At 39.1% G+C, this 19389-nt stretch carries 15 protein-coding genes; 7 read left to right on the top strand and 8 right to left on the bottom strand.

The window, feature by feature from the left end; all coding sequences use genetic code 11:
- Positions 1–617 precede the first annotated feature (617 nt).
- Together QSE00_RS16955 and QSE00_RS16950 are read left to right on the top strand one after the other, a co-directional pair.
- On the top strand, positions 618–785 hold the full coding sequence (locus QSE00_RS16955) for a lmo0937 family membrane protein (protein ID WP_110356468.1): 168 nt from the start codon (positions 618–620) through the stop codon (positions 783–785).
- Between the two features lie 366 nt (positions 786–1151).
- Positions 1152–2174: an AI-2E family transporter gene (locus QSE00_RS16950; RefSeq protein ID WP_110356469.1), complete on the top strand. Its 1023-nt coding sequence runs from the start codon at positions 1152–1154 to the stop codon at positions 2172–2174.
- A gap of 220 nt (positions 2175–2394) precedes the next feature.
- On the opposite strand, the gene QSE00_RS16945 is transcribed toward QSE00_RS16950, so the two are convergent.
- From QSE00_RS16945 to QSE00_RS16935, 3 genes are all read right to left on the bottom strand, one after another.
- Positions 2395–2580 carry a CsbD family protein gene (locus QSE00_RS16945; RefSeq protein ID WP_110356519.1) on the bottom strand — a complete coding sequence of 62 codons (186 nt, stop codon included), beginning with the start codon at positions 2578–2580 and terminating at the stop codon, positions 2395–2397.
- Between the two features lie 185 nt (positions 2581–2765).
- Positions 2766–5081 carry a translocation and assembly module lipoprotein TamL gene (tamL, locus tag QSE00_RS16940; RefSeq protein ID WP_258364836.1) on the bottom strand — a complete coding sequence of 772 codons (2316 nt, stop codon included), beginning with the start codon at positions 5079–5081 and terminating at the stop codon, positions 2766–2768.
- Positions 5082–5085: 4 nt separating this feature from the next.
- A complete protein-coding gene (locus QSE00_RS16935; RefSeq protein WP_286106855.1) occupies positions 5086–10074 on the bottom strand; it encodes a translocation/assembly module TamB domain-containing protein in 4989 nt (1662 codons plus the stop codon).
- A gap of 368 nt (positions 10075–10442) precedes the next feature.
- On the opposite strand from QSE00_RS16935, the gene QSE00_RS16930 reads away from it, so the two are divergent.
- A complete protein-coding gene (locus tag QSE00_RS16930; protein WP_286106854.1) occupies positions 10443–11339 on the top strand; it encodes a DUF808 domain-containing protein in 897 nt (298 codons plus the stop codon).
- A 55-nt stretch (positions 11340–11394) separates the two neighbouring features.
- Here QSE00_RS16930 and QSE00_RS16925 read toward each other — a convergent pair whose 3' ends face one another.
- The 5 genes from QSE00_RS16925 to QSE00_RS16905 all read right to left on the bottom strand — a co-directional run bounded on the left by QSE00_RS16925 (position 11395) and on the right by QSE00_RS16905 (position 14523).
- Positions 11395–11610: a hypothetical protein gene (locus QSE00_RS16925; protein ID WP_286106853.1), complete on the bottom strand. Its 216-nt coding sequence runs from the start codon at positions 11608–11610 to the stop codon at positions 11395–11397.
- A 1-nt stretch (position 11611) separates the two neighbouring features.
- Positions 11612–12280: a hypothetical protein gene (locus tag QSE00_RS16920; RefSeq protein WP_286106852.1), complete on the bottom strand. Its 669-nt coding sequence runs from the start codon at positions 12278–12280 to the stop codon at positions 11612–11614.
- An 86-nt stretch (positions 12281–12366) separates the two neighbouring features.
- Entirely contained in the window at positions 12367–13455 is a 1089-nt protein-coding gene (locus QSE00_RS16915; RefSeq protein WP_286106851.1) for a hypothetical protein, read from the bottom strand.
- Complete coding sequence (locus tag QSE00_RS16910) at positions 13439–13984, bottom strand: hypothetical protein (RefSeq protein ID WP_110356476.1); 546 nt, start codon at positions 13982–13984, stop codon at positions 13439–13441. Before QSE00_RS16910 ends, QSE00_RS16915 begins: the two co-directional genes overlap by 17 nt.
- Positions 13984–14523 carry an RNA polymerase sigma factor gene (locus QSE00_RS16905; RefSeq protein WP_110356477.1) on the bottom strand — a complete coding sequence of 180 codons (540 nt, stop codon included), beginning with the start codon at positions 14521–14523 and terminating at the stop codon, positions 13984–13986. The genes QSE00_RS16910 and QSE00_RS16905 overlap by 1 nt, the downstream gene beginning before the upstream one ends.
- 266 nt (positions 14524–14789) lie before the next feature.
- Between QSE00_RS16905 and QSE00_RS16900 the strand changes: the two genes are divergently transcribed.
- From QSE00_RS16900 to QSE00_RS16885, 4 genes are all read left to right on the top strand, one after another.
- Entirely contained in the window at positions 14790–15011 is a 222-nt protein-coding gene (locus QSE00_RS16900) for a hypothetical protein (RefSeq protein WP_286106850.1), read from the top strand.
- A gap of 374 nt (positions 15012–15385) precedes the next feature.
- Positions 15386–17752 (top strand): TonB-dependent receptor, encoded by a 2367-nt coding sequence (locus QSE00_RS16895; protein WP_286106849.1) that lies wholly within the window; start codon positions 15386–15388, stop codon positions 17750–17752.
- Positions 17753–17758: 6 nt separating this feature from the next.
- Positions 17759–18604 carry a DUF4249 domain-containing protein gene (locus QSE00_RS16890; RefSeq protein ID WP_286106848.1) on the top strand — a complete coding sequence of 282 codons (846 nt, stop codon included), beginning with the start codon at positions 17759–17761 and terminating at the stop codon, positions 18602–18604.
- Between the two features lie 22 nt (positions 18605–18626).
- Positions 18627–19358 (top strand): HAD family hydrolase, encoded by a 732-nt coding sequence (locus QSE00_RS16885; protein WP_286106847.1) that lies wholly within the window; start codon positions 18627–18629, stop codon positions 19356–19358.
- The last annotated feature ends 31 nt before the right edge of the window (positions 19359–19389 follow it).

Here is a 19389-nt window from a genome sequence, read left to right as displayed (position 1 = left end):
AAAATGGCTAGCCCTAGAGGGTATGATACTGCAAACTAGGTATTTATAATAATTTCTGGATATTTATTACACCCTTCGCTAATTTAACAATATTCCCTTCAACAAAAATGTCTTTGAGGGTTGAGTTTTGTCCCTTAACAAACACTTTTAATTTACTTTATCCGTTAAAGCAACTTAATCCAAAATCTTTAATTTGCCTGGGCTTTAATTCATTAAGTTTTATTTCAATTTAATGATAACACCAATTATAAGAAGCTGTAATCATTGATGGGTATTTATTTGATTATAGGGGCGCAGGCATGAATGTGTTTTAAGTAGTTTACTTACAATTTAGATGCGATTTTTGAAAATGACCTGGACCAAAATATAAAGCCAACCAGAATAACCTGGATTTATTTTGCTATCGTTTAAATTTTTGTAAAAACTGGACCCGATCACATTCTTAAAACGAGTTGATTGCATCAATAAATTTACCTAATGAATTACATTCCATCAAAACAAGTCTCTAAATTTATCATCGTCTAGAATCGAGTTGCTTGATTATTGAAAGGTAACGGACTCGGTTTTACAAAAAGGCAATTGTAACTATAAAATTCCAATCACTAAAACTTGAAATTATGAGAAGTATACTTTGGTTAATCGCTGTAATTTGTATCATTATTTGGGCCTTGGGCTTTTTTGGCATTGTTGCCGGAATGGGCACCAGTAGCCTGATCCATATACTCTTGGTAATCGCCATTATTGCCGTTCTATACAATATTATATCGGGACGTAAGCCCCTTTAATATTTTTTCGGGCAACAAGGTTTGGGAACCAATGGCCACAACTGGTCCGAGCGGTCATTTCATTAGGATGGATATCACTAATGAAAATTGTAGGCCCGGTGAGCAGTCGGATCTATCCTATATTGGATTTCCTCCCTACTCGGAAAAGTGGAATTCATGCACTTGGGTATAGATCAACTAGCCCATAAGACGATATGAATTCCAAGGTTTATGGGGTCTTCACTTTCTAAGTCGAGTACGCATACACCGGCCTATCTGCCTTTGTAGCGATAGACAGGCTTGGCCTAAAGTAGATCAATAACAAATATATACAATAGTATAAACGTATCTATTTTGACCATTTTAAATTCATTTTGAGTGATTCCTATGACGTACATTAACCCTAAAATAGTTCGGCAAATATTTAGTTTACTCCTCATAATTATGTTGGGAGGGCTAATTTTTCATGCAATACTTCCTTACTTTTCCGGTGTTTTGGGAGCTATAACCATTTATGTGCTTTTACGTAGACCTATGTCCAAACTCGTTAAAAAGGGGTGGCCTCCTAACCTAGCTGCCATTTTTTTACTCATAGGATCGTTTGTCTGTATTTTATTACCTGTTTCAGGAATTGTTCTTATGCTGGGAAATAAAGTGGAGAGTGCCATTGAAAATTCCGAAAAAGTAATTGCAGCTGTGGAATCGCAGCTGGCAACGCTGGAAAATAAATTCGGATATGATTTTACTTCCCAAATCGATTTTAACGAAGTATCCAAATGGTTTTCACAAAACCTTTCCGGGCTTGCAGGAGGAACCTTTAATATGTTTATCGCTGTAGGTATTATGTATTTTATACTTTTCTATATGTTGACCAATCGCCGTGAGTTAAGGGAGTCATTGTTTGAATATATTCCCATAAATAAGGATAACCTTAAAATAATTGGTCAGGAAATTAGGGCTATGGTACGTTCCAATGCCTTGGGTATCCCACTTGTTGCTTTGGCACAGGGTATAATTGCCCTTATTGGTTTTTTATTGTTCGGCATTAATTCGCCTTTTTTTTGGGCGGTTATAGTTACCATTGGTTCTATGGTACCCTTTATTGGGGCAATGTTAGGGATAATTCCGGTATTTATTCTTTCATTGTCATCTGGCAATAGTTTTGATGCCTGGGGCATACTGTTATATGGTTTAATCGTAGTTGGGTCTACTGATAATCTATTCCGACTCTATGTACTTAAAAAGTTGGATAACGTACATCCTTTGATTACGTTGATTGGGGTAATTGTTGGGGTACCTATCTTTGGATTTATCGGCCTCATATTTGGCCCTTTACTAATAAGCCTTTTTCTAATAGTCGTAAGAATGTATAAAAAGGAATACACCAAAGACAATAAGGATAGACTTTAATTCCCGTTGTAATCCCCGATACTTTGGAACAGTAGCACGTTTTCTCTTTTCAGTTATTTGCATGGTGTTAGCCGTTAAACCGTGCCCGCCCAAATAATATTGCAAAATTCCCTTTAAGTACTATTTTTTACGTTTTATTGGATATAGATCTTCCCTAAAAAAAGCAACCCCTACCAATGGTAGGGGTTGTTGTAATAAAAATTAAACCGTGGTCGCGACATTACATATTGTCGATCTCTTCTTTTAATTGCTCTTTTGCCTTTCCGGTTTTTTCTTGTAAACGGCCTAAGAATTCGTCAAACTTACCTTCTGAATAAGTTAGGTCATTATCGGTAAGATCACCGTACTTTTGTTTGAATTTACCTTTGACTTGTTTCCATTTTCCTTCCAATTGATCACTGTTCATAGTCTTATTTATTTTAAGGTCTGCACTTATGGGCAGACAGGTTAATAATTTATCTTGTTTAAAATTAGACCTAAATACCAAAAGGCGATAATTCAAAAGATTCCATTTTTGATCCATTTAATGGGAAAGGAAAAGTTTATGATTTCTTTAATAAAACGATAGGGCTTTTTACGTTTTAAGTCCTGTTAAAAAGGATATCCGATAGCAAAATTGAAGATGAGATTATTGCTGCCGCCATCAAAGAATGGGGTCCTGATACGATCCCCCTCCGGTAAGTAAGGGACTTGCAGGGGTGAAGCAAGATCAAATCGTATTACAAAACTTTGAATATCTATCCTAAGGCCCAATCCTAAGCCAATGCCCAATTCTTCGGCCCAATTGGAACCAAATTTTCCCTTGTTGAGCAATTCTTCATTAAATTCTCGACTGGCTACCGGTTCATCATCGGAAACCTCTATATCATTGGTCAACCATACGTTCCCGGCATCGGCGAAAACGGCGCCCTTTAGGTAAGACCATATGGGGAATCTATATTCCAAATTACCTTCCAATCTCAGATTTCCGGATTGGTCAAAAAATGAAGATGTGCCATTTTCCGTAGAACTGAATGTTCCTGGTCCCAACGATCTAGTTTTAAAGGCCCTAACACTATAGGGACCTCCAGAAAAAAATTGTTTCACAAAGGGTAGGGTAGTGGAGTTGCCATAGGGTATGCCCCATCCTGCGTAAAGTCTGCTCACTAGGGTCTGTTCCTTTCCCCATTTTATATAATATCGAAAATCTACATCGGCCTTGGCATATTGGGCATATTCCAATCCAAAAACTGTGTTGTCGGACCCACCTATAAGATGTAAGGTATTACCAGCAATATCTAAACTTGTTGAAATGAATATTGGGTGTTTTTTATTTACATCTACCAGTTCGTTATAAGTAAAAGTATAGTTGAGTCCAGCTATGAACTGCTGGTCGAAACTTTGTTTCAAAAATGGATTTTTTTCCAAAATTGCCGTAAATTCTTCAGTGGTATTGGACAGTTTTACGTAATTGATGCTAATGGGATTAAGCTCATGGTATGCAAACCTATTGGCATTCCAGGTATACCCAAAGGCAGTGTTGAACGAACTTAGGGTATAAAGTTTGGAGCGCTTTAAGAAATCGGTTCCCAGGCTAATTTTGGTCTTGGGTACGGCATATTTAAATTTCTTGGGAGAAAAGGGAAGGAGTCTAGGAATGATCAGATCTGTTTTAAGGCCTCCTGCTATACTACTAAGGCCTGTGTTCTTTCCTCCTGAAAGCTGTGTCTCATAGGCGAAGTTTCCGGTTAAGCTAAAGGTCTCGCCCCCCTTAAACAAATTTCGGTTATTGTAGGTGATGGCTACGCCCGGACCGGCAAAGCCATTGGATTTGGTTACGGCCTGCAATTCTGCACGCACCGACCTCTTGGTCAGGGGCGAAAGGTATATGTCTGCGGACAATGATCCTACACTATCCGTGGCGGAACTATCATTTTCATTGAATCTAATGTTAACGTATTTATAGGTGCCTAAGGATGATAGGCGATTGCTGGTCCGGCGGGCCATTCTTGAATTATATTTTTGACCAAGTCCGAACAGGATGTAAGGCTCGAGTTTTTTTGGTTTAAAAAATTCTTCTTTCTGAAAAAAACTTATACCGTTGATCAATGTGGCCCTTGAGGGTGTTAAGGTGTCTGTTTCTATGGAAAAGTTGGGGAATACAGAAATGGAATCGATGGTATAGGGGATAAGGGACTTTTTGGGAACATTTTTTTTAAGTCTCAAAAAAAGATCAAATTTCTTGTTGTCATAGCGATTGGTATCGACTTCAAAAATTAAAAAATCAGGATTAAAATTGTAATATCCCTTTTGTTTTAGTTCCTGGTCTATGCGTTCCCGCTCGTATTTCATCAGTTCCAGATCGAATCTTTGTCCTAGCCTTATTTCTGTTTGGGATAGAGCCTTGGATATATCCTTGTAAATTGGCAATGAATCTTTATCCAACTTAAATTGTTCAAGGGTATATGGCTGTTTTATTTCTGCATGGAACCTTAGTGCCGCATGTTTTTGGGTACTGTCTATTTTGGACGATACTTTGCTGTAAAAAAATCCACGATTGTCCAAGCGGTTCAGCATGAGTTGCTCTATACGTTGTGGATTTACATCCGATAAATATACCGGTTCTTCCCCCAGTTTTTTATTGAGCCATCTGTTTAAAAAACCAGGGTTCTTCTGCTGGGCTTTGTAATGGAAGTACAAGCCTGGTCTTATCCCCAGAATTTTGGAATTTGGTTCGGGTTCCAGAAGCGTATGCAGTTCCTGGGAAACTTTTTTGGTATTTCCTATTTCTCTATCGGATTCAATGTTGATCTCGGAACCGGTATATAAGGTTTCCCCATAGGGGATAAATTTACTTACACCACAGGAAAATAAATTTCCTATAATTAGCAAAATCAGCGCATAGCGATATGTGTTGGATGCTTTCAAAATTCTATTCTTTTTTTTGATCCCCCTTCTCCGTTCCATTTATTGTATCCGTTTCTTTCAGGGGGTTGAATAATTGACTAAACTTATTGAATTCCCTGTTGAAAATCAGGGCTATTCCTGTGACGATCAATTGGCCGTCTATGATATTTTCATACTCGTTCTTTCTGAAACCCCTTAGTCTATAGCGGCCATCTTTGGTAAGTAAATACTCTAGACTTACGTTGCCGATAATTGGAGTTTCATCTTGGCCGGATTGCGCACTTCCTTCCACATCCACAGCACTGCCTGCTGTTACCACCAATCTGTCATCGAACAATTTTTTCTTGGCATTGATGTTCAATTGGGTGCGGTCCTGTGGACTTTCGCCCTGGTAATCCGTAAAACTGTCCAGGTCAAAATCCACTTCAAATCCCGATTTGCCAAATACCTTATCGGAAAAGGCATTGATCTCTCCGGATAGCACTTTGTTTACATTGTCCCTGGCAATGGCTGCCGTACCTCCCGTACTTCCGTCACTTCCTGAATCTGGATAAAATCTATTAAGGGCCAATAAGGAGAACACTTGTTTGTTCAACTCGGCTTCTTGTTGATTTAATTGTTGCACCCTACCGTAAACAGCTCCTCCAAGCGACCCTTGTTCATCTTCTGGCATATCCAATCTAAAGGATAACTTTGGTTTCAATAGTTCACCGTCAACATTAAGGTAAACCAAAAAGGGCAGTACTTGTCTGTATTTATTGGTTACGCTTATATCTTCGCCAGAAGTAATGGACGACATGAGTGGTGTTGCGGAAGTTTCCACCTGATACACTGCGGTAACCTTCAGTTTGGCATCGGTGGGGTCGCCCTGCCATGTAATGGTACTACCGGGGTTGATTTCAAATCTTCGCTTTACCAGATTGTACAAAGAAGTTTCGTAATGCCCGGAATTTAGTTCGTACCTGCCCGTAAGGTTCGTTAATCCGTTGGGTTCCATATTAAGGTTTAAGGTAGCATTTCCAGAAACCCTTAGGTTATCTCCGGTACGTTCATCAATTATAATGTTAAAATCTGAATCGTCCGCGATTTCCAATATAACATTGACATCCATTCCCGAAAAAAAGGCTGGAGTTTCTTCTTGCTCATTTCTGGTAAGGATGGCATTGGGATTTTCACGGTTTACAAAAAGTACCACCCCTTCGCGTTCTTGCACATCCAACTGGATTTTAGGAACTACATAGGTAATATCGGTTATTTTTCGGACACGGATCCGCCCTTCTATTACCGGGAGTTTTAAATAGCCTTTAACGTTTAGGTCCAAATCAAAGCTAGACTTTCCATAAAACAATTCGTTGTCTTCCTTTGTGGAGTTAAGGGCTTGAAATTGTTCGGCATTCAGGGTGAGATCAAATTTTGGGTTAGTTAATTCTTCGGTGCCAATGGAACCATTCATTGTAAAGTTACTGCCATTGGCGTCTGTAATCTGAAAGTTGTCCAAATAAACCCCTTCATTATCCATTGTAAGGGTTTCATCGGAAATCTTAAAAACAGAATTTAAACTCGACACATTAAAATCGGTGTTTTGAAAAGTAACGGAACCTGAATAAATAGGGGAAGTCGTCGTCCCTGAAACATCAATATTACCAGAAAGTGTTCCATGGGAGTCTTTCAACCCTCCTCGCGAGAATTTTTCTATAAATTGGAGGTCTATCTTATTGAGATCCAGGTCCAAATTTAATTGGGCGCCAGTTTTGGAGGCAGCATAATCCCCGTTAAGATCTATATCCGCGCCCCCACCTTTTAAGGCGAGATTAAAATCGTAGGTTCCATTTAATTTGGAATTGGCATTTAATCTAAGATTGCCCAGTGTATGTTCCAAAATTTCCAGATCGTTTATATTGAAATCTGCCACAATACCAGTGGCACCAAATAGGTTTTCAATGGTAAAATCCCCATTTACTATACCTGATGCCAAGGGCCTTTCGGGGTTTAGCATCGCTATAAAGGTCTGTAGCTTAAATTGTTCGAAGCTTAGGGTGATAGGCTGTGCCTCCGTTTCAGGAAGTCCACTTGCAAAACTCAGTTTTTGTGAATTTCTTTTCAATATTACATTGTTGAATTCCAAATGGTTTTCTGAAAATGATATACTGTTGTCCTCTGGAACACTCCATTTCGATTTGTTGAATATTAGTGAGGTGGGATTTATATGGAGTAGGGTGGTGTCCTTGGCAAGGGACATTTCCGAGGCCAAGTACGTTATTTTTTCTGCTCCGTCATAAGAACTAAATTCTAGTAATAATTGCCTATTGTACAACCTTCCTTCCAAAGTTGTTCTTCCAAGGTCTACGGGATCGGCCAGTAGTTTGGCCAGACCAGTTTTAAAACTCAGATTGGTTGCATCGCCATTTATGGAAAAGCTTAAACTGTCCAGGGCAATACCTTTATATCTGGCATAGGGTATTTGTATGTCCGACACCAAGCTGCGATTGGCAGCATCAAAATTGGCCTGTGCGCTTACGGAGTCCAATTGTTCCAAATCCCTTAAAAATATTTTAGTTAGAATGGAATTCGGAATTAATTTCAAATCCATTTTTAGTTTTAGGGAGTCGATAGGGGAGGTAGGCACTATCGAATCCCGAAAATAATTTTTAAAATATTGTTGTAAAGAAGAGTTTATGCTTTGGGGAGAACCGTTGGAAAATAAATTTCCTGTTAGAAAATCACTGATAATGGCAACCTCCGTATTAAGGGTATCGATTTTGGATTTAATTTCCACTTCACCCAGTTGGTATTGTTGGCCGTCATATACGGCCAACCCATTTTTCACGGATGCATTCAATACAAAGTCTTTTGGATTGCCTGTATACTGTGCTTCCACATCCAGCCCAGCCTTAATATTCTCCGAAGTAATGCCCAAGGCCTGAAGGTCGGCACCAATAACATTTAGATGCAGGCCATATTTTGACTTGGAAGAATCCAGGCTTACCCTTGTTTGGGAAGTGAAATTTAGATTGTCATCTTTAAAATTGAGATTTATGTTGCCTTTTCCGTTACGGATTTTTCCATTTAATTCCAGATCGGAAAAATCATAATTCTTGTAGGTAAGTTGGTCGAATTTGGACCCAACCTCGGCATTCATGGTATTTAAACTGCTTCCACTTCCGCTTGCATTAATCCTAAAAGTCATGGTGCCCAGTTGATCATCGTTTAGCAACTTGCCCAACTGCAGTTCGCTTACCTGAAGGTCGCCATTGAAATTTATTGCTTCCAAATTGGTATAGTTGCCCGTGATGTGGGCAGTACCTTCAGGGATTTTTGCGAATAGCTCCCCTGAGATGTTTTTTAAACTGCCCTGCACTTTGGCCTCTACCACCATGGTAAGCGGTAGGGAAATGTCCAGGTCTTTTGCGGGCATAAACAACTGTAGATCTTCTTTTGTGGAGCTAACTCTTACCGTTGCAAAATCATAAGAAAGTGAATCGGGCTCTGTAGCCCATAATAGTTGGCCTTTACCTATCACGGCAGTGTTGTTCCAATTTAAATTTAAAGTAGACAGTGTCAAATCATTAAGTGTGCCCTTTAGACTTAAATTTCCTGTAACGGGATGTTGTTGGCCAATGGTAAAATATTCATTTTCCGCTAGGGTAGGTTTAAAATATAGGGCGTCTTTAAGTGCCAGTTTCATCTCCCTCAATTGCAGGTCCACCTTTGTATCCCCAGGGTAGTCTATCAGTTGCTGTATGGAAGGATATCCCAATGCAAAGTCTCCATTTATGGAACTTGAAGCGGTCTGCATTTTTAACCCGGCAATGGAGGCCGTGGTTCCGTTTAAACGGGCGGCCATGCTCATGTGGTTTAATGTAAAGCCACTTTTTTCCACGAATGAAAACTGGACTAGGTTTAGGTTGATATTTTTGGGTTGATAGTACAGGTCCGAGGCGTTCAAAGTAAGTTTGGATAACCCTAGATTGTTAGGGTTGAAGTGTTCTGCCTCAGATGATCCGTTATTAAGTTGATATTGGATCGAATTATTTTCGAGGGCAATTTTATCTGCCACCAATGAGAAATCGGGCCACGAAAAGTTTGGCTTTTGGGGTGTGGGTGTTGAAGCATGTGTCACCCCCGTATCATCTCTTAAGAGTTGCAGGGAGATGTCCGAGTTTTTTAGGGAGAGGAATTTTATGTCCATCTCATTTTCTGCCAGATGGGCTTTGGGGAGGTCTAGTTTAAACTCCCCTAATTTTATTGCCGCCACTACATTATCAGGAATGGATTGGTAATCTATCAGAATATTGTTGAAATTAAGGTCGTTGATCAACAAGAAAGGAAGTTTGCTGTCCGGGTTGTCCTTGGATACCAACGGTTTGCCTTGTATATACTGGATCTGGGTATCCGAAAATGCCACTTCGTCCAGCTCGTAATGCATAGATTCAAAATTGACCTTGTTGGCTTTCAAATAGAATGTACCCAAGGCAAGCTTGGCCTCCAAGCCCGATACCTTATCGTTATAGGATATTTGAAAGTTGGAAAAATCGAGAGTGCCAATTTTTAGCTTCATTGCTGCTGTGTCCGACTGTTGGGGAACGGTATCTTTAGGTGCCAAGGCATCTATTAGAAATTGGTAATTGAATTTCCCCGAACCTGAATTGCGTTTAATTTGAGCGCGTAAACCTTGCCATTTCAGGGACTTTAAATTCAACTCATTACGGAATAGCAGAGCGCTAAGAGGCACATTGGCCTCAATGGATTTGGAGTACAACAAGGTATCCCCTTTTTTATCTTCCAGATACAAACCTTCCAATAGGGCATTCCCTGAAAAAGTTATAAAAAGTTGATCTATTTCAACTTTGGTATTGGTCTTGTTGGATATGTAATCTGTTGCTTTGTTTACAATTAAATTCTGGGCCCATGGGCTTCTAATGATAAGTACCAAACCGATAAAAAGCAAGGCAAGTACCAAAACAACTTTGGCGCCCCTTTTTATAAATCGATATTTTGACCTGGTTAGTTTCATATTTCGTAGACCAAAGATCATCATTAGTGGAATAGAAAATGCGCTTTTACGAATCTTATGCTAACTTATTAAATAAAATATACGGGCAAATGATAATTGCTCCATTTTATTGGACCATTTTGGGCAAGTTTGGACCTGATTGGGCTATTGGAGAGGTGGGATCCCGGTTTGGATAGGGGCGTTATGGGTTATTGGGGCAAGATTGAAATTTTTTGAGCCTAGGATTATTAGGAAAAGGACCTATTCTTGTAAATAAAATGTATGTAAAGGAATTATAAAATATATTTGCGGGTAGGGAGCGGTAGCCTTGGGGAGCTGAGGACAATGGAGGATAAAATAATATAAATTATATAAGGAAGTGTAATCAAATGGCATCAGGATTTTTTGCTTTATTGGATGATATCGCCAGTTTAATGGACGATGTAGGGGCTATGAGTAAAATAGCCGGTAAGAAAACAGCTGGTATTTTGGGCGATGATTTGGCCGTAAATGCCGAAAAGGCTTCCGGTTTTATTTCTTCCCGGGAAATACCTGTGTTGTGGGCCATTACAAAGGGATCATTGCTGAACAAATTGATTATATTGCCCTTCGCCTTTCTGCTAAGTGCCTTTTTTCCATTGGCAATCACGGTAATTTTGGTGTTAGGTGGATTTTATCTGGCATATGAAGGGGCGGAGAAAAATTACCATTTTCTAGTACCCCACCACAAGCCAAAAGCAGGGAAGGTACAAACCCATTTGAACAAAGCGGAGATTTTACTCTTGGAGAAGGAAAAAATAAAATCGGCCATTATTACCGATTTTATTCTCTCAGTGGAAATAGTAATCATTGCTCTTGGAACAGTAGTTGAACAGTCTATTTGGACACAAGTAATAGTTGTTTCCATAATTGCATTGGTGGCAACGGCCGGGGTTTATGGTATAGTGGCGTTGATTGTAAGGATGGACGATCTGGGCCTTAAACTTATTGCCCTTAATGGCAGGAAGCGCAGTATATCCGATGCCATAGGGCAGTTTCTAGTGGCAGCCTTGCCGGTCGTTATTAAAAGTTTATCGGTAATAGGGACTATTGCCCTGGTGTTGGTGTCCGGGGGGATTTTTGTACATAACCTGGATTTTCTTCATCATTGGTTAGAGGCATTGCCGGCAATATTGGGGGAATTTTTAGCCGGTCTGGTTATAGGTTTACTTTGTTTATTGATTGTTATGGTATTTAAAAAGGGCTTTGCCAAGATATGGCCCAAACGGGATACCGACCAAAAATGAACAGGTGAAGGGATTCCTTTTAAAATTGGGAAAAAGCCATTTTGGTGATTCTTATTTACTCCATATTTGATTGCAACGCTAAGTTTTTTCTTAGCTCCATGTCCGATACCCATTGAAAATTAATTGGATACCATTGGTCTTTGAGGATGGACCCATTTGATGATTCAACCCTATTTCTTTTTATAAAAACCTGATTGTCCTCGGAGAATACGTGTTGGGTCTCAATAACATCGTGGCAAATGCTGCAAAGGGTATTGGTTCTATTTTTCATATTAAAGATTTTGTTTATATCTGTTCCTGCCCATGTTGAAAATACCTACTTTAACACCTATCCCTGCTGAGAAGCCATTTATTCGCTTAATGGGGTCAAAGTTATTCGTGTCGTTTACACTACTGGAAAACCGGTACTTTACTCCAGCCTCCAATTGTAAATATCTGGAAATATTGAATAAGGCGTTTATCCCAGGTTCAACTATAAATAAGGCCTGTGCATTATCTTCAAATTCCTGTTCGTCAAAATCATGATCATTGTAGTTGTCATCTATGTAACCCATGCCTCCCGCTCCTATTAGCACTGGAAATGATAGGTTTACCAAAGACTTGCTAAAAAAGATAGGTTCTAAATGTAGGCCTCCATAGGCCCCGATTAGATCTTCATCATAACTGGATATGCCCCTGTAAATGTTTTGATCCGAATAGAAGAAAGTACCTACAAAACCTATTTCAAATTGTTGGTTGGCCACGTATGCCACCTTTAAACTGGTAAAGAAGGTGTCCTTATCCTCAATCTCCCCATAGTGGGTAGTTAAGCCTAGGTAGACCCCATGTACTACATTGTTTCGATCGTTAAATTCTACATAATCGCCAGTAATATCCTGGGCAAAAGTGGGAAGAATGAATCCCAATAAAAAGGGAAGTAAAATGGCTGTGTTTAATTTCATGCTCTTTGATTTTTGATTGATGATGTTATAGTAGACAACAAACTCTTTAAAAAGTTGCATTTTTTTTACATTTTTTTTTAAATAAATTAAAGCTCCTTTAAAAGTATTACCCCTTTTTCTCCAGTAATGGTAATCGAACCCTGTTTGGATTTGCCGTAAGTAGCCTTAATATCGCGTATTCTTTTTCCCTTATCGATCATATGGGTTTCCACATTTTCGAAGGTTTTTGGAAGCCGCAACAACCCTTCTTCCAAGGTTGCATTAAATCTAAAGGAGAATTCCTGAACATTGAGAACAATTTCCGACGACTGTTGCTGAATGTTGATTTTGGCATCGGCACTGTGAATGGTCAATACTTTAAATTCCGCAATTTTCATTACCAAATCAATTTCATCATCAACATTGGCCAACTGCAAGTTGGTAAATTCGAGTTCACCGTGTATGGATTCAACTTCGTTGATGGTAATTTCATCTTTGCTGGAATAGATTTCCAAGGAGGAAATTTCATCCAAATCCATTACCGAACCACTACTTGTCAATCTTAAGTCTTTGGATTTGCCAAGTGATAAATTCCCGTTTTTTATATTTATACTGCCATAGTTTATATTCTTAGCCTTTAGTTTACCGTATTTTAAGGTGATGTCAGCGTTTTTTAGATTCTTATTGACCCATATATCGCCATGTTGAACGTCTATTCTCAATTTACCTGTCCAATCCTCCAAAATTACATCGCCGAACTTATTATTGATATCCACCACGGCATTGGACGGTAAATAAATGGAATAATTTATCTGTATATTACTTCGGTCGAAGTCGAACGGATTTGCTTTGCTGAAATACTCGGCTAAAAAGCCTTTGTTTTTTTCTGCAATTTCCGAGCTTATAGTCACAAAATCGGTCATGGATTTAATCCTAGGTTCTATCCTATCCAATAGGTTTTGTGCGTTCTCCTTTTTTTTGTGGCTGGTTATTACATCTACAGTAATGGAAATGTTGTTCTTGGACCACCCATGGATGGTTATGTTGCCGTATTTGTTGTCTACTTGGAGTTCTCCTGCATTGGTCATTTCAAAAGTCTCCGATATGGTTTTAGACACTTGTTCCTGAGCTAGCATCAAATTGGTTATTAGGACCATGGCTAGGCACAATAGCGAATTTTTATAAGGTGTATCCATAATCGTCATTTATCATTTTTGAATCATTTATTTGCTTCAATAGGTTTTCTATGAGTTCAATCCTTTTTTTATAATTGCCAATAATAGCTTCCAGGACCCGTTCATTGCCCAGATTTTTTTCCATTTCCAATTTTAAAACTCCGTATTCTTCATCCAATTCATCCATAAACGATAGAAATTCATCTTTGTCCTCCTGTGATAAGTCGGGATGATTCTTTACCAATTGTACCTGGTGTTGTACCAAGTTGCTATAATGCATGTCAATGTCCAGCAGTTCTTGGGAGACTACCCCGTTCTGCCTGTTGGACTGGTATCCGCCATATACGGTAATCCCGATTAGGGAAGTCAAAAGCAGGACCAATACAATACTGGCCGCCACACGCAATAAAGGGGATTTCCATAACGGAACTACCTTTGGCTTGGAATTGTCCAGTTCCGATTCTATATTGGCCCACATTTTGGATCTATCCGCCTTGTGTTCATCGAACAATGCCTTGTTGTCCCTTATATGTTTTTCAAAATAATCCATTATATTTCTTTTATAATTTCAAGTAACTTTTTCTTTGCCCTGTGGTACTGGGATTTGGAGGTGGATTTTGATATTTCCAAAATTTCCCCTATCTCCTCGTGGTCGTACCCTTCTATCAAGTATAGATGTATAATCTGCTGGTAACCGGGCGGCAGCTTTTTTATCCCTCTTTTTACCTTTTCTATATCAATGTCCTCTATATTTTCAATAGGTTCTTCAGTGAGATGATATTCATGGTCAATAATCGGCACTAAAGAAATTCGCTTTAGTTTTAGATGGTTGATACTTTTATTGATTACAATTCTTTTTAGCCAAGAACCAAAAGTGCTCTCATACCTAAAATTCCCCAAATTTTTAAATGCTTCCACAAAACTGTCCTGTACGGTATCTTCAGCATCCTCCTTACTGCACAACATCCTCATACTAACATTGTACATAGCATCTACATACTGTTCATACAATTGAAACTGTGAGTTTCGGTCGCCCAACTTGCTTTTTTCAACAAGTTCCTGGTGTGTAAAACGGATATTGGTTTTCAACTAAAAAAATGGTTTTAACGGTCCAATCAGGGGAAATTTCAAAATAATAGACAAGCAATGGTTGAAAAAGTTGCATCAAATGGAAACTTTTTTTTGTAGAATTTAATTCCACTCATAATCCTACACTGTAAAAGCCCCTAAATAGCGCCCTTTTCCAAAGAATAAAGACAGCAGTCGAAATTTGACCTAATTTTTTTGGGGAAGATATGCAACCTTTACTTTTTTAGAATGTCAATAGGCTATATAATAATCATGAATATCAAAAATTGAAATCAAAAAATTACCGAAGAAAAGAGATATCCCCCATTGAGCAGGGCAGAACCTTAGATGTTGGTTGGTTAATATCGGATAGTGGTGTTGCCAAACCCATTAATAATCATAGGAAGGAAATAAGGCATCTACATACGGGTAAAGGAAATACGTATGGCGGCCGGGGTGCAACATTGTCAATTTTCAATATAGTTGCCTGTTATGATATCAAACCCTAAGAAAATACTGAATAAGGTTCGGATTTTCAATCCAGAACGTTTGAAAGGAAATGAATGCGCAATTTTGCCAGGAAAATAACCAATGAATTATGGCAGTACCCATTGGAACCATTAGTTAAAAAAGGTAGCCTTGCCGGCACAAGCACATGGGCATATGCCTTGTTGGTATTTTGGAATAATGACAAACATAATTAGTAATCCCTTTAATCATAAAGAAAAATAGATGTAGCAAAAATTATCAAGTATTCAGCAGAGGTACCAAACACCTTGGGAGGTTTATTCATCAATCAAAACTAAAAGGTAACGGCAAAAGGCTGTCTTAGGTACATAAAAAAAAACGAACAATCAATAATGAAATATTCAACAAACAAAGAATGAAAAATATTTTTTTAGCATTTATGTTATTCACGGCCATAATATCCGCTCAGGAAAAGTATACCGTAAGCGGAACCATTATGGATAGTAGCAATGGGGAAACCCTCTTTGGGGCCTCGGTCTTTTTGGAAGGGACCACCATTGGTGTCACTACCAATGAATACGGTTTTTACTCTATCACCGCTCCAAAAGGGAATTACAATATTATTATTTCCTATATCGGATTTACTGAATTAAAAAAGGAGTTAACCTTAGATCGGGATCATAAAATTGATTTTGAAATCATGGAGTTTTCCACCCAATTGGACGAAATTGTGTTGACTGCCGAGGAACCGGAACGTGCCATCCTTAGAAAACCGGAGATGAGCGTTTCCAAACTAAACATTAATACAGTGAAACAGATGCCAGTGGTATTGGGGGAATTGGATATTATAAAATCTCTTCAAATGCTTCCAGGAGTCACCAATAATGGAGAGGGTTCCAGTGGGTTTCATGTTAGAGGTGGTGCGGCCGACCAAAATTTGGTACTGCTGGACGAGGCCATTATTTACAATACCTCCCATTTGTTAGGTTTCTTTTCGGTCTTTAATGCAGATGCCATCAAGGATATTAAATTGTACAAGGGTGGAATTCCGGCACGATTTGGAGGAAGAACCTCTTCAGTTCTGGATGTACGCCAGAAGGATGGGAATAGCAAAAATTTCGCCATGACCGGAGGACTCGGAATAATCTCTAGCAGATTGGCACTTGAGGGCCCTATGTTCAAGGAAAAAGGATCTTTCTTGATTGCGGGAAGAGGATCATATGCCCATTTGCTACTGAAGGCTGCAGGAGAGGATAACAGCGCAAATTTTTATGATTTGAATCTTAAGACCAATTACAACCTAAATGGGAGCAACCAGCTCTTTCTTTCCGGATATTTTGGAAGGGACGCCTTTGAACTCGGGGAAAGCTTTAACAGCAGCTATGGAAACTTGTCGGGGAATTTGCGCTGGAACCATATTTTTAATGATAGATTGTTCTCCAACCTATCATTGATCTATAGCAAGTACGATTATGACTTGGGTATTGTTATTGAAGAGTTCGATTGGATTTCTTCCATAAACAACTACAATATAAAATATGATTTAAAGTATTATACCAGTGAAAAATTTAAACTGGATTTTGGCGCAAGTGGTATTTATTACGATTTTGATCCAGGGCAAATTAGACCTACTTCCGAAACCTCCGAAATCAATCCTCTATCCCTAGACCGGAAAAAGGCTTTTGAAAGTGCATTGTACATTAACGCGGAACAGAAGCTGACCGATAGGCTAACGGTACAGTACGGTCTTCGATATAGCACTTTTAGTCGTATGGGAGGACAGGCCATGACCGATTATGTAGATGACAAACCAGTGGTGTATAACCCGCTATTGGGTATTTACGTAAGAGGCACTGCAGTAGGTGAGACCCCCTATGGGAAAAGTGAAACTATTAAGACTTTTGGAAATTTTGAACCTAGGGTTTCCCTGGCGTATCAGTTGAACGATTTATCTTCCATAAAAGCAGGCTATTCCAGGGCAGCACAATATATTCATTTATTGTCCAATACCACTTCGGTTACACCTCTGGATGTTTGGACACCCAGTGGGGAATTTGTAAAACCACAACTTTCCGATCAATTTGCCTTGGGCTATTTTAGAAATTTCTACGATAAAATGTATTCCCTGGAGGTGGAAGCCTACTACAAGACTACGGATAACAGGATAGATTATATAGACGGATCTGACCTCATAGGAACCAACAATATTGAAACAGAAATTTTGAACGGGGAATCCAGAGCTTATGGGTTGGAATTTTTGGCTAGGAAAAATGAAGGTAAATTTACGGGATGGTTTTCCTATACCTTGGCCAAATCCGAACAGCGAACTCCTGGCGGCAATGCGGGAGGCTTGGGAATCAATGATGGGAAGTGGTACAATACCGCTTATGACAGGACCCATGATTTTTCTTTGACCGGCGCCTATGAATTAAATGGGAAATGGTCGTTCGGTACCAATTTGGTCTTTCAGACAGGTAGGCCGGTTACCTATCCAAATGGTCAGTATACTTACGAAGACCTTTCCATTGCCAGTTACTCGGACCGAAATTCCGACCGCTTGCCAGCTTATCATAGATTGGATATTTCCGCTACTTATAAACCCAATAGAAAGCCAAATAATAGATGGAAAGGGGAGTGGGTCTTGGGATTGTACAATGTATATAATCACAAAAATGCAGCTTCCATCTCTTTTGGGCAGAATGTGGATACAGGAGCCAACGAAGCCACCAGAACGGCCATTTTCGGCATTGTGCCATCAGTAACATATAACTTTAAATTTTAATAGAAAATGAAGACATATATAACGCTTGCAATTATTTCCATTCTTATAAGCTTTAGCTCATGTACCGATGTAATAGATGTTGAGGTGCAAACGGCTCCGTCTCGATTAACGATCGAAGCTTCCCTGGATTGGGAAAAGGGAACTTTGGGGAACGAACAAACAATTAAGCTTAGTACTTCTACCCCCTATTTTGGAGACCATAGCAATTCTGGTGTAACGGGTGCCTCCGTAATCGTCACCAACAAAGATAATGGGGCAACATATGTATTTGATGACCAGAACAACGGGGAATATACCACTACGTCATTTGTACCGGTTTTAAACGGGACTTATACCTTGGAAGTTATTTATAATAGTGAAACCTATACGGCCACGGAAAAATTAACTTCGGTAGTAGATATTTCAGACCTCACCCAGTCGCGAAAAAAAGGTTTCAATGATGAAGATCTTGAAGTGAACGTTATTTTTACAGATCCCGAGGAGGAAGAAAATTATTACCTTTTCAAGTTTAAGGAACGGGGAGATCTTTTGCCTTATTTGGAAGATGCTGATGACGAATTTGTCAACGGAAACGAAATTAGTTGGTATTTTGAAAAGGAGGAAGATGATAGCACTGATAAAATAGAGGCATTTGTTCCAGGTGATATTATCGATATTGAGTTTTATGGCATTTCGGAACAATATTCCAATTTTATAAGGATACTTATTGAACAATCCGGGGGGACTGGCCTTTTTAGTTCCACTCCCGTTCCCCTAAAGGGAAATTGTATCAATGTTGACAATCCGGAAAATTATGCATACGGATATTTTAGGCTTACCGAGATGGTGAAAAAAAGTTATACCTTTCAATAACTTTGGCCAATTTTACAACAAGATGATAAAAGCAATAATTTTTGATCTGGATGGAACCTTGGTGCATACCGAATTATTAAAAGCGGAATCTTATGCCCAGGCCATTCAGATTTTGACCAATGGCTCGGTAACACACAAAATGGTAGTGGACAGTTTCGGGCAGTATGTGGGACTTCCCAGGGCTGGAGTTGTGAACGGGCTCTTTGAGGAATACAAGAGCCCATTATTGGAACATTTGAATGGTCTTGATAATGAAACTGTAAAAGAGAGGATTATAAGTGGCAGACTTGCCATATACCATGAAATGTTAAACGATAAAAAACTCTTGTCCAGTCATTTTTGCAAATATAACCTGGAGTTGCTGCATAGGGTTCACAATGATAATTTTAGAACGGTCGTTGCTACCATGTCCCATTTCCGTGAGGCCGAAAAGGTAATTGGGGCCATGGGAATCCATGGAAAACTGGACATTGTCCTTACGAGCGATGATATTGTGCACGGAAAGCCGCATCCAGAGATTTATCTCAAAGTTAAAGAATTGCTCAAAATTGAATTCCATGAATGTTTGGTTATTGAAGATTCGTTAAATGGAATAAAAGCAGGTCTTGCTGCCGGGATGCACGTTTTTGCCGTAACCAACCACATTACCAGAAGCCAAGTGCATTCTGCAAATATACTTGCCCCGCCTTTTATTATAGACGACCCCAAGGAACTTATCAATAAGGTTTACCATTTTATTGAAAAGAACAAGTAGAATGAAGGGCAAGATATTTGTAAATCCTTGA

The organism is Arenibacter flavimaris, assembly GCF_030291335.1.
Lineage (GTDB): Bacteria > Bacteroidota > Bacteroidia > Flavobacteriales > Flavobacteriaceae > Arenibacter.
The sequence above is the reverse complement of the archived record's forward strand: the minus strand, read 5'-3'. Positions and strand labels throughout refer to the sequence as shown.

Excerpts from the sequence above, each read along its gene's own strand:
- QSE00_RS16955 (WP_110356468.1), top strand. The coding sequence starts at position 618 with ATGAGAAGTATACTTTGGTTAATCGCTGTAATTTGTATCATTATTTGG.
- QSE00_RS16950 (WP_110356469.1), top strand. The coding sequence starts at position 1,152 with ATGACGTACATTAACCCTAAAATAGTTCGGCAAATATTTAGTTTACTC.
- QSE00_RS16945 (WP_110356519.1), bottom strand. The coding sequence starts at position 2,580 with ATGAACAGTGATCAATTGGAAGGAAAATGGAAACAAGTCAAAGGTAAA.
- QSE00_RS16935 (WP_286106855.1), bottom strand. The coding sequence starts at position 10,074 with ATGAAACTAACCAGGTCAAAATATCGATTTATAAAAAGGGGCGCCAAA.
- QSE00_RS16930 (WP_286106854.1), top strand. The coding sequence starts at position 10,443 with ATGGCATCAGGATTTTTTGCTTTATTGGATGATATCGCCAGTTTAATG.
- QSE00_RS16925 (WP_286106853.1), bottom strand. The coding sequence starts at position 11,610 with ATGAAAAATAGAACCAATACCCTTTGCAGCATTTGCCACGATGTTATT.
- QSE00_RS16920 (WP_286106852.1), bottom strand. The coding sequence starts at position 12,280 with ATGAAATTAAACACAGCCATTTTACTTCCCTTTTTATTGGGATTCATT.
- QSE00_RS16915 (WP_286106851.1), bottom strand. The coding sequence starts at position 13,455 with ATGGATACACCTTATAAAAATTCGCTATTGTGCCTAGCCATGGTCCTA.
- QSE00_RS16910 (WP_110356476.1), bottom strand. The coding sequence starts at position 13,984 with ATGGATTATTTTGAAAAACATATAAGGGACAACAAGGCATTGTTCGAT.
- QSE00_RS16895 (WP_286106849.1), top strand. The coding sequence starts at position 15,386 with ATGAAAAATATTTTTTTAGCATTTATGTTATTCACGGCCATAATATCC.
- QSE00_RS16890 (WP_286106848.1), top strand. The coding sequence starts at position 17,759 with ATGAAGACATATATAACGCTTGCAATTATTTCCATTCTTATAAGCTTT.
- QSE00_RS16885 (WP_286106847.1), top strand. The coding sequence starts at position 18,627 with ATGATAAAAGCAATAATTTTTGATCTGGATGGAACCTTGGTGCATACC.